2 protein-coding genes are annotated in these 1096 nt (G+C 56.6%); one reads left to right on the top strand and one right to left on the bottom strand.

Annotated features, from left to right (window positions below; genetic code table 11):
* The first annotated feature begins 182 nt into the window (after window positions 1-182).
* Window positions 183-434 carry a helix-turn-helix domain-containing protein gene (locus E6C48_RS22340; protein WP_136360400.1) on the top strand — a complete coding sequence of 84 codons (252 nt, stop codon included), beginning with the start codon at window positions 183-185 and terminating at the stop codon, window positions 432-434.
* A 549-nt stretch (window positions 435-983) separates the two neighbouring features.
* On the opposite strand, the gene E6C48_RS22345 is transcribed toward E6C48_RS22340, so the two are convergent.
* Window positions 984-1096 (bottom strand): transposase domain-containing protein (locus E6C48_RS22345; RefSeq protein WP_136357771.1); only part of this gene is annotated, 113 nt, incomplete at its 5' end.

Below are 1096 nucleotides of genomic sequence, written 5' to 3' on the forward strand. Positions count from 1 at the left end.
TCAGTAACGCCATGTCTATCACTCCAAAGTCCCCTGCAATCAACCAGCAGGGGTGGGTTCAAACATGGGTCACTTCTCAATGGAAAAATCCCTCAATCCCGGGTCAGCTCTCAGCGGAAATCAACAAAATGAGTCTTATAAGTCGTGGGCGGATCAGTCGCATCAGCTGATCGTGCCGCGCGATGGACATCCGCGATCGCATCGGCTGGAATTTGCGACGCCTGCGCAAGGAGCGAAACTTCACACAGGAGGAGTTCGCGACGGACAGCGGGTTCGATCGTGGCTATATCAGCGGTATCGAGCGCGGCGTGCGCAATCCATCCATACTGGTCCTGGCCAGGATAGCGAAAGCTCTGGACGTGGATGTCATCGAACTGCTCGATCCCGTGAAGGCGCAACAGTTCGCGAAAAGCGCGCGTGGTCAGCCGTATTGATGATCGAGATGGATTTGCGGTTGTAGTCGTCATCGGGTGGCGCCGAGGACTGAAATAGCAACAGCCACGTTTTGGCCTGTCGGCTGAGATACACGACATCATTTCCTGCACTTGACCGAGATCCCCTGAAGGCTACCATGGTGTCCGAGGAGAAATTACGCATGGCCTTCAAACGACAAGCGACGAGGCGATGATGTTTCAGCAAGCCGACAGTCCTTGGGGCGACTTGCGCCGTAGCGTAAGGCGGCTGCGGTGGCTGATCACCGCAAGCCTCGGTCTGGAAGTCTGCATCTTTCTTATGTTGGTATTCTTCTCGCCCTGAGCATCGCTTGATTGCATGCAGCAGAAGCATCCGATAGGTCCATTTTTGTGTCTGCGGGGCGGAGAATAGACCGCCTTGAGGACGATACCGCGCGATCGGTGCCGGATGTAGTTCCATACCGCGTCGGCAGTCATCCCTTGGCGCGTCTGTCAATTCACGGCAGGCTGTGACTCGTCCATAGGTCATCAGAAATGTCGAGCGCAGAGAATCCGCCGTAACCGCTGTTCTCAGGCCACGGCCTTGAGTGGCGCTGGGGCATAGGCCCAGGGCAAAAGGTCATCGATCTGGTTTTGAGGGTGGCCGGCGATGATGCGGGTGATGACGTCGGCGAGGTAGGCGT

This window comes from Ollibium composti (assembly GCF_004801285.1).
Classification (GTDB): domain Bacteria; phylum Pseudomonadota; class Alphaproteobacteria; order Rhizobiales; family Rhizobiaceae; genus Mesorhizobium; species Mesorhizobium composti.